This is a genomic window from Nocardioides sp. CPCC 206348, from assembly GCF_048654705.1.
Classification (GTDB): Bacteria; Actinomycetota; Actinomycetes; order Propionibacteriales; family Nocardioidaceae; genus Nocardioides.
The window spans coordinates 1-9,061 of sequence record NZ_JBMCZA010000156.1 but is presented as its reverse complement, the minus strand read 5'-3'; the positions used below and the strand labels follow the sequence as shown (position 1 = coordinate 9,061).

Genomic DNA, 9,061 nt, shown 5'->3' with positions numbered 1-9,061 from the left:
CACCCAGGAGGAACCATGTCCGTCTCCCCGCCCGAACTCGTCGGCGTACGGCTCCCGGTGCCGGTCACCGCCACGCAGGGCACGCTCGCCCTCGCCCTGCTCCCCCGGCACGCGCCGCCCGAGCTGGCGGCACCCGGTGCCCGACCCGGCGCCACCGTCGTACCCATCGACCGGCGCCTGCGGCACACCATCGCGGAGTGGACCCACCGGTTCACCCAGGCCGCGCTCGAGATCGTCGGGGGCGACCGTCCGTCCTCGCAGCTGCTGCGCTGGACGTCGCCGGAGGTCTACGCCGACCTGCGTCGACGGGCCCAGCTGGTCGCCCGGGCCGGCGGCCACCAACCCGGCCTCGCCCGGGTGCAGACGGTCCGACCGGTCGTCCAGAGCGTGCACTCCTGCTTCGTCACCGACGACATCGTCGAGTGCGGGGTCCACGTGCGCCACGGCGAACGGTCGCGCGCGATCGCGGTCCGGTTCGAGCGGACCGGGCAGCGCTGGATCTGCACGGCCCTCGACTTCTCCTGACGTCGAGACCGGGGACTTCCCAAGTGTGACGTGCGTCACTACGTTACCTCTGGGTAATCCAGCCCCCGTCCCCACAGGAGATCCGCATGCTGCGTGCACTCGCGGCGGCCCTTGCCGTCGTCGGCGCGACACTCGTCGCCCCCCTCACCACCTCCCCGGCCCACGCGGACGGAGCCGGGGTCGGCACCCCCTGGGTGGTGTCCGTCGGTGACTCCTACATCTCGGGCGAGGCCGGCCGCTGGGCCGGCTCGTCCAACAGCAGCAGCGCCCGCGCCGATGCGCTGGGCTCCACCGCGTACTACGACAACGCAACCGGGACTGGCGAGGCGATCAACCGCTGCCACCGCTCGAAGAGCGCCGAGATCCACATCGGCGGAGGCGTCAACAGCCTCAACCTCGCCTGCTCGGGCGCCAAGACCGCGACCGCGACGGGCAGCGAGTTCAAGCCCGGACTCGACTTCTACAGCGGCAGCGAGGGCGTCGGCCAGGCCCGCGCGCTGCAGACCTTCGCCACGACCAACAACGTCCGGATGGTCGTCGTCTCGATCGGCGGCAACGACTTCAACTTCGCCGGGATCATCCAGCAGTGCGTCACCGACTTCCTCACCTCGCCGTCGTGGTGGAAGGACTACTGCAACGACGACAGCAGCGTGACCAGCAACTTCACCTCGGCCAACGTCACCACCGTGAAGAACCGGATCGCCGGCGCCCTCACCAACGTCCGTACGGCCATGCGCAACGCCGGCTACGCCGACACCCAGTGGACGATGCTCGTCCAGACCTACCCCTCGCCGATCCCGAACGGCGGCAGCATCCGCTACAGCCAGAGCGGCTACACCCGCCAGAACACCGGCGGCTGCGGCTTCTGGGACAACGACGCCACCTGGGCGAACAACTCGGCCCTGCCCACGATCAACAACACCGTCACCGGTGCCATCAGCCAGGCCGGCATCACCAACTCCAAGGTCCTCAGCCTGTCCAGCGCCTTCAACGGTCGCCGTCTGTGCGAGAGCGGCGTCGGCCTCTACGAAGAGGTGGGGATCGCCAACTGGCTGAGCACCGGCGCCGTCGACAAGACGGAGTGGGTCAACCAGATCCGCACCGTGACCACCGCCGGCGACAGCCCGTACTACATCCAGGAGTCGCTGCACCCGAACTACTGGGGCCAGCTCGCCGTCCGCAACTGCGTGCGCCAGGCCTGGAACGGCGGTACGCCGAAGGGCGGGTCCTGCGTGCGCAGCAGCACCGGCCTGCTGAACGGCGAGCCGAGGATGGCCCTGCAGTAACCGCGAGTTGGGGTTTGTCACCCCCGAGTTGTACGAAAAACACCACACCCCGCGGCCCGTAGGTCGTGGGGTGTGGTGTTTTCGTACAACTCGGGGGTGACAAACCCCAACTCGCGCTAGCCGTTGACGCGGGCGGTGAGGCCGCTGGGGCCACCCGGGGCGCCGTGGCACCGCTTGTACTTCTGGCCCGAGCCACAGGGGCACAGGGCGTTGCGGCTGGTCCCGGCGAACTCGTCGTCCGCGTTCGTCACGGTGCCCGGACCCCGGACCTCTTCGTGGCCGGTCTCGTCCGGAGCCGAGTAGGACAGGTTCTGCGGCTGCTTCGGGGCGTCCAGGCCCTTGGCCTTGACCTTGGGGGTCTTGAGCTCCGCGGAGATCGACGCGAGGTCGACGTCGCCACCGGCGCCGACGCCCACGGGCGGCTCGGCGAGCGCGCCCTCGTGCATCGGACCCACGTGACGGGTGCCGTCCGCGTGGTAGTGGACCTCTTCCTCTTCCTCGTCGACCTGGACCTCCAGGTTGAACAGGAAGCCGACGGTCTCCTCCTTGATGCCGTCCAGCATCGCGGCGAACATGTCGAAGCCCTCGCGCTGGTACTCGACCAGCGGGTCGCGCTGCGAGTAGGCCCGCAGGTAGATGCCCTCGCGGAGGTAGTCCATCTCGTAGAGGTGTTCACGCCACTTGCGGTCCAGGACCGAGAGCACGACGCGGCGCTCGAGCTCGCGAGCAACCTCCTCGCCGACCTCCTCCTCGCGACGGTCGTACGCCGCGTGGGCGTCGGCCTGGAGCTTCTCGATCAGCGTCGCGCGGTCCAGCGCAGCCGCGGACCCGGCTTCCTCGACCAGCTCCTTCGGCGTCACGGACACCGGCCAGAACTGCTTGAGGTCGGTCCACAGCTGGTCGAGGTCGCCCTCCTCGACGAACTCGTCGATCGAGCCGCTCACCGTGCCGGTGACGACGTCATCGATGAACGTGCGGATCTGGCTCTCGAGGTCGACCCCTTCGAGCACCTCGCGGCGCTCGCCGTAGATGACCTTGCGCTGGCGGTCCATCACGTCGTCGTACTTGAGGACGTTCTTGCGGGACTCGAAGTTCTGCGACTCGACCTGGCCCTGGGCGTTGGCGATCGCGTTCGTGACTCGCTTGTTCTCGATCGGGATGTCGTCGGCGATCTTGAGCAGCAGCAGGACCCGGTCGACCCAGTCCGACTTGAACAGCCGCATCAGCTCGTCCTGGAGCGAGAGGTAGAACCGGCTCTCGCCCGGGTCACCCTGACGACCGGAACGACCACGCAGCTGGTTGTCGATGCGGCGCGACTCGTGACGCTCGGTGCCGATGACGTAGAGACCGCCGAGGTCACGGACCTCGTCGTGCTCCTTCTCGACCTCGTGCTTGAAGCGCTCGACCATCGCGGGCCAGGCGGCTTCGTATTCCTCGGCCGTCTCGCCGACGGGCTCGAGGCCCTGCTTGCGCAGCTCGGCGTCGGCGAGGAACTCCACCGAGCCACCGAGCATGATGTCGGTGCCTCGACCGGCCATGTTGGTGGCAACCGTGACGGCGCCCTTGTGGCCGGCCATGGCGACGATCTTGGCCTCTTCGGCGTGGACCTTCGCGTTCAGGACCGAGTGGGCGACGCCCTTCTTGGTCAGCGCCTTGGAGAGGTACTCCGACTTCTCGACCGAGACGGTGCCGACGAGGACCGGCTGGCCCTTCTCGTGCCGCTCGACGATGTCGGCGACGACGGCGTCGTACTTGGCCTCTTCGGTGCGGTAGACGAGGTCGGCCTGGTCCTTGCGGAGCATCGGCTTGTTCGTCGGGATCGGGACCACGCCGAGCTTGTAGATCTTGTCGAACTCGGACGCCTCGGTGAGCGCCGTACCGGTCATGCCGGAGAGCTTCGGGTAGAGGCGGAAGTAGTTCTGCAGCGTGACGGTCGCGAGCGTCTGGTACTCCTCGCGGACCTTGACGCCCTCCTTGGCCTCGATCGCCTGGTGCAGGCCGTCGTTGTAGCGACGTCCGGCGAGCATGCGGCCGGTGTGCTCGTCGACGATGAGCACCTCGCCCTCCATGACGACGTACTCCTTGTCGTTGCGGAAGAGCTCCTTGGCCTTGATCGAGTTGTGCAGGAACGAGATCAGCGGGGTGTTGGCCGACTCGTAGAGATTCTCGATGCCGAGGTGGTCCTCGACGCGCGTGATGCCGTCCTCGAGGACCGAGATCGTGCGCTTCTTCTCGTCGACCTCGTAGTCGACGTCCTTGGTCAGCTTCTGGGCGATCTTGGCGAACTCGCCGTACCACTTGACCTCGTCCTGGGTCGGACCGCTGATGATCAGCGGGGTCCGGGCCTCGTCGATGAGGATCGAGTCGACCTCGTCGACGATGGCGAAGTTGTGGGTCCGCTGGACGCAGTCGGCGAGCACCGAGGCCATGTTGTCGCGGAGGTAGTCGAAGCCCAGCTCGTTGTTCGTGCCGTACGTGATGTCGCAGGCGTAGGCCTCGCGCCGCTCGGCGGGCCGCATGCTCGGCAGGATCACGCCGACGGACAGGCCGAGGAAGTGGTGGATCCGGCCCATCATCTCGGACTGGAACTTCGCCAGGTAGTCGTTGACGGTGACGACGTGGACGCCCTTGCCCTCGAGGGCGTTGAGGTACGCCGGGAGGGTCGAGACCAGGGTCTTGCCCTCACCGGTCTTCATCTCGGCGATGTTGCCCATGTGCAGGGCCGCGCCGCCCATGATCTGGACGTCGAAGTGGCGCTGGCCGATGACGCGGCGGGCCGCCTCACGCACCGTGGCGAACGCCTCGGGGAGGAGGTCGTCGAGGTCCTCGCCCTCGGTGAGGCGCTTGCGGAACTCGTCCGTCATGCCCCGCAGCTCGTCGTCGGACATCGCCGTGAAGTCGTCCTCGATGGCGTTGACGGCCTTCGCGATCGCTTCGAGCTGTCGGAGGATCTTGCCTTCTCCGATACGGAGGAGCTTGTCAATGATCACTGGCACGGCGCCAACTCTACCTAGGCAGAACTAGACCTGGGATTCGCGGCCACGGTCGTATGCGGCGAAGGCATCGGCCCGCTCCTGCTCGATCTTGCGTCCGAGCCAGTAGGCGGCCCCCCACAGCAGGGCGAAGAGCGGCCCGAGCGCCCACATGATCCCCACCACGAACCCCAGTCCGATCGCGGCGACCTGGATCGCGTGGCCCAGGTAGTAGGCCGAATCCCGGCGCAACATGCCGGCCGCCAGCACGCACGCGACCGCCAGGCCGAGGCCGACGGAGAGCGCCACCGCCGGGCGGACGTCGGAGAGCGAGATCATCACCGGGATGGTGAGGCCGAGCGTGATCGCCTCCAGCGAGAGTACGGCGGCGCACATCGCGCGGCGCGGGGACTTCTGCCGCTCGGGGTCGGGCGGACCGGCCTGCTCCGAGGTGTCCGCCTCGTTCGTCGGGTCGCTCACTTGTTGCCTCCGAGGAGCACCCGCGCCTCGCCGACGGTGACCACGGAACCGGTCACCAGGACCGCTCCGGAGCTCAGGGCGTCGTCGCCACCCGACTCGGCGCGGCCGGCGGCCTCGTCGATCGCGTCGGCCAGGACCGGGACGACGGAGACCCGGTCCTCACCGAAGACCTCCCGGGCCGTCACGGCGAGCTGCTCGGCCGGCATCGCGCGGGCCGTGGAATTCTGGGTGATGACGACGTGCTCGAGGTGCGGCTCGAACGCGGCGAGCAGGCCTTCGGCGTCCTTGTCCCCCATCACGCCGATCACGCCGATGAGCGGGGCGAACTGGAAGGAGTCGTCCAGCGCGGCGGCCGTGGCCTCCGCGCCGTGCGGGTTGTGCGCGGCGTCCAGCACGATCGTGGGGCTGCGGCGCACGATCTCCAGGCGTCCGGGCGAGGTCATCTCGGCGAAGGCGGCGCGCACCAGCTCGTCGCTGAGCGGCTCGTCCCCGCCGAAGAACGCCTCGACCGCAGCCAGGGCCGCCGCCGCGTTCTGCGCCTGGTGGACGCCGTAGAGCGGCAGGAAGATCTCGTCGTACCGGCCACGCAGGCCCTGGAGGTCGATCATCTGGCCACCCACCGCCGGCGAGCGGGTGACGACACCGAACTCGAGGCCCTCCCGGACCAGCGTGGCACCGACCTCGGTGGCCCGCTCGAGGATCACCGCCGCCGCTTCGCCCGACTGCTGGGCGACGACCACGACCGCGCCGGGCTTGATGATGCCGGCCTTCTCACGGGCGATCGCCGCAACGGTGCCGCCGAGGAAGTTGGCGTGGTCCATCGCGATGGGCGTGATGACGGCGACGTCGGCGTCGATGACGTTGGTCGCGTCCCACGATCCACCCATGCCGACCTCGACCACGGCGACGTCGACCGGTGCGTCGGCGAAGGCGCCGTACGCCATGCCGACGACGGCCTCGAAGAAGCTGAGCGGGTGGTCCTCGGCGGCGTCGACCAGGCCCATGTACGGCGCCACGTCGTTGAACGCCCGCACGAAGGCGTCATCGTCCAGCGGCTCGCCGTCGATGCTGATCCGCTCGCTCATCTTCTCGACGTGCGGGCTGGTGAAGCGGCCGGTGCGCAGGTCCAGGGCGCGCAGCAGCGCGTCGATCATCCGCGCCGTCGACGTCTTGCCGTTCGTGCCGGTGAGGTGGATCGACCGGAACGCAGCGTTCGGGTCACCGAGCAGCTCGGTGAAGGCGCGGATCCGGTCGAGCGACGGCTCGAGGCGGGTCTCGGGCCAGCGGGACAGGAGGGCGTCCTCGGCCTCGGCGAAGGTCTCGGCAGGGCGCGCTACGGGCTCAGTCATGGGATTCGGAGTCTAGTGGCGAACCGCTGTAACTAGGGTGTCGGGCCAGAGGGAGTGATCACGGGTGAACATGACTGGGGGACGACGGGTGCGCGCGCTGGTCGCTGCGCTCGTCGCAGTGACGATGGCGGCGTCCGCCTGTGCCGGTGACGGCCAGGCCGCCAAGCCGAAGGCGGCAGCGAGCTCGGAGGCGCCACTGATCCCCGAGGAGACCGAGCTCCCGACCACGCTGCCGAGCGATGTGCTGGCCGGGGAGATGCAGGACCTCGCCAAGCTGGCCGAGCGCCTGGCCCAGAAGCTCCCGAAGCAACGGCGACCCAAGCCGATCGACATCGCACCCGGCAGCGAACGGTGGCGCGTCGGCGCCGCCTACCGCGGCTACTTCGCCGACCCGGACATCCTGCGCCACGGCGACAACTGGTACGCCTACGCCACCAACACGTCCGGCCTGCGGCTCCCGACCCTGACCTCGCGGGACCTGCGTACCTGGACTCCGCTGGCGACGCGCGGCGGCCGGAAGGTCGACCCGTTGCAGGCGGCGGGCTGGGTGCACAGCCGGAGTGGGGGCCAGGATCTCTGGGCGCCGGGCGTGGAGCGGATCGGCAACGGCTGGACCGCCGCGTACGCCGCTCCGGCCGGAAGGAGCGGCGGGCAGCGGCACAACTGCATCGGGCTGACCCGTGGTTCGTCGCCCGGCGGTCCGTTCCGGCCCGTGGGCGAGCAGATCTGTTACGGCGAGGCGCAGCTCGGTGTCATCGACCCGGACATCTTCGTGGACGACAAGCACGTGCCCTGGTTGCTGTGGAAGTTCTCCGGCGTGGTGAATCGCCGTCCCGCGGGCCTCTTCGTCCGCCGGCTCAACGCCGAGGGCACCGGCTTCGCCCCCAGGTCACAGACCCGCGAGCTGCTGACGCTGTCGCAACCGTGGGAGGGCGACACGATCGAGAACCCGAACATGGTCCAGTTCCGGGGCGTGACCTACCTCTTCTTCTCGGGCAACAACTACGAGAACGCCAACTACGCCACGGGCTACGCGATCTGCGCCGGCCCGGAGGGGCCGTGCGTCCGGCAGAACCGGGGCGCTCCCCTGCTCTCCACGCAGTCGACCGGCAATCTCGGACCGGGAGGCGGCAGCGCCTTCGTCGACGGGAACTCCCTGCGGATGATCTACCACGCGTGGGACCGCGTCGGGCGGCTCCGGCGGATGCACATCGCGAGCTTCTGGCAGCGCGAGGACGGGACGCTCGAGGTCGTCGACCCGGGCTGATTCCGGGCTGGTTCCGGGCTGAGCCGGGCTGGCTCAGCTGCGTTCGACGAGCATCCGCATCCAGCCGGCCACCTGGCGCATCATCGGCTCGGCGGCGTCGAACACCGCCGCGTGGCGCCAGAAGCCGTGGATCTGTCCGGCGTAGCGCGTGGCCACCACCTCCACCCCGGCTTCGGCCAGCAGCAGCGCGAGGTGCTCGCCCTCGTCGCGCAGCGGGTCGTGCTCGGCCGTCGTCACCAGGGTCGGCGGGAGCGTGCCGAGCCGGTCCGACAGGAGCGGTGCGAGATCGGGGTCGGTGAGGTCGGCAGCCGTGGCGGCGTACTGCTGCCAGTACCAGGCGGCCTCGTCAGGACTGAACCCGTCGGCCGCCGTGCGGTAGGAGTCGTACGACGCCGTCGGGTCCAGGAACGGATAGAGGAGCGCCACGCCCGCGAACCGGTCCGGACGACGCAGCGCCGTGACGAGGGCGAGGTTGCCGCCCGCGCTGTCTCCGTGGCTGAACGTCGGCAGGCCGGAAAGGTCGGGCTGGGTGTCCAGCCAGTCCAGTGCGGATCGGACGTCATCGACGGCCGCCGGGAAGCGGTGTTCCGGGGGTTGGCGGTAGTCGACGCTCAACACGGCGGCCCCGGCGATCCGGGCGAAGCGACGCACGGCCGCGTCGTGGACCTCGACATCGTTGAACACGAACCCGCCGCCGTGTGCGTGGAGCACCACGGCGTCGTACCCGGCCGGGAGATAGAGGCGGGCCGGGACTCCACCCGCGTCCACGTCACGGACCTCGGCGAGCGATTCGCGGGCATCGGCCCGCGCGATCAGCCGTTGCTGCTCCCGCGCGGAGTCGATGTCGAAGCGGGGGTCGGTCACCGGGAGCGCGGCGGCGTCCCGCTCGACCGCCCGGCGTGCCTGGGGGTGCAATGCCATGCCGGCACCCTAGGCGCGTCAGGCGAAGCGGAGCTCGATGGTGTCGGCGACGGCCTCGTAGCCCAGCGCCTGGTAGATGGCGTTGGACGTGGGGTTCGCCTGGTCGGTGAACAGGATGACCCGGTTGCCCGCGTCCTGCAGCTCGGCGGACACCTGGGCGACCGCGGCACTGGCCAGGCCCTTCCCGCGCTGCTCCTTCGGCGTGAAGACCGGCCCGACCCGGGCCACGCCGTAGGCCGGCGGGTTCCAGCCGGTGAGGTG

Annotated in this window: 8 protein-coding genes; 3 read left to right on the top strand and 5 right to left on the bottom strand. The window is 69.6% G+C overall.

The window, feature by feature from the left end:
- The first annotated feature begins 15 nt into the window (after nt 1-15).
- Both ACOADB_RS11080 and ACOADB_RS11075 read left to right on the top strand, forming a co-directional pair.
- A complete protein-coding gene (locus tag ACOADB_RS11080; RefSeq protein WP_378598180.1) occupies nt 16-525 on the top strand; it encodes an Rv3235 family protein in 510 nt (169 codons plus the stop codon).
- Nucleotides 526-611: 86 nt separating this feature from the next.
- A complete protein-coding gene (locus tag ACOADB_RS11075) occupies nt 612-1,811 on the top strand; it encodes a hypothetical protein (RefSeq protein WP_378598178.1) in 1,200 nt (399 codons plus the stop codon).
- A gap of 116 nt (nt 1,812-1,927) precedes the next feature.
- On the opposite strand, the gene secA is transcribed toward ACOADB_RS11075, so the two are convergent.
- Genes secA through ACOADB_RS11060 form a run of 3 tightly spaced genes read right to left on the bottom strand, consistent with a single transcriptional unit; the run spans nt 1,928 to nt 6,612 of the window.
- Nucleotides 1,928-4,807 carry a preprotein translocase subunit SecA gene (gene secA / locus ACOADB_RS11070; protein WP_378598176.1) on the bottom strand — a complete coding sequence of 960 codons (2,880 nt, stop codon included), beginning with the start codon at nt 4,805-4,807 and terminating at the stop codon, nt 1,928-1,930.
- A gap of 24 nt (nt 4,808-4,831) precedes the next feature.
- Nucleotides 4,832-5,263 (bottom strand): DUF4233 domain-containing protein, encoded by a 432-nt coding sequence (locus ACOADB_RS11065; protein ID WP_378598174.1) that lies wholly within the window; start codon nt 5,261-5,263, stop codon nt 4,832-4,834.
- Nucleotides 5,260-6,612: a bifunctional folylpolyglutamate synthase/dihydrofolate synthase gene (locus ACOADB_RS11060; protein WP_378598172.1), complete on the bottom strand. Its 1,353-nt coding sequence runs from the start codon at nt 6,610-6,612 to the stop codon at nt 5,260-5,262. The genes ACOADB_RS11065 and ACOADB_RS11060 overlap by 4 nt, the downstream gene beginning before the upstream one ends.
- A 70-nt stretch (nt 6,613-6,682) precedes the next feature.
- On the opposite strand from ACOADB_RS11060, the gene ACOADB_RS11055 reads away from it, so the two are divergent.
- Nucleotides 6,683-7,879: a glycoside hydrolase family 43 protein gene (locus tag ACOADB_RS11055; protein ID WP_378598170.1), complete on the top strand. Its 1,197-nt coding sequence runs from the start codon at nt 6,683-6,685 to the stop codon at nt 7,877-7,879.
- 33 nt (nt 7,880-7,912) lie between these two features.
- Here the strand turns inward: ACOADB_RS11055 and ACOADB_RS11050 are convergent, their stop codons facing one another.
- Both ACOADB_RS11050 and ACOADB_RS11045 read right to left on the bottom strand, forming a co-directional pair.
- Nucleotides 7,913-8,800 carry an alpha/beta hydrolase gene (locus tag ACOADB_RS11050; RefSeq protein WP_378598168.1) on the bottom strand — a complete coding sequence of 296 codons (888 nt, stop codon included), beginning with the start codon at nt 8,798-8,800 and terminating at the stop codon, nt 7,913-7,915.
- 18 nt (nt 8,801-8,818) lie between these two features.
- Nucleotides 8,819-9,061, bottom strand: a 243-nt coding sequence (locus ACOADB_RS11045; protein ID WP_378598166.1) for a GNAT family N-acetyltransferase, incomplete at its 5' end; no start/stop codon positions are given.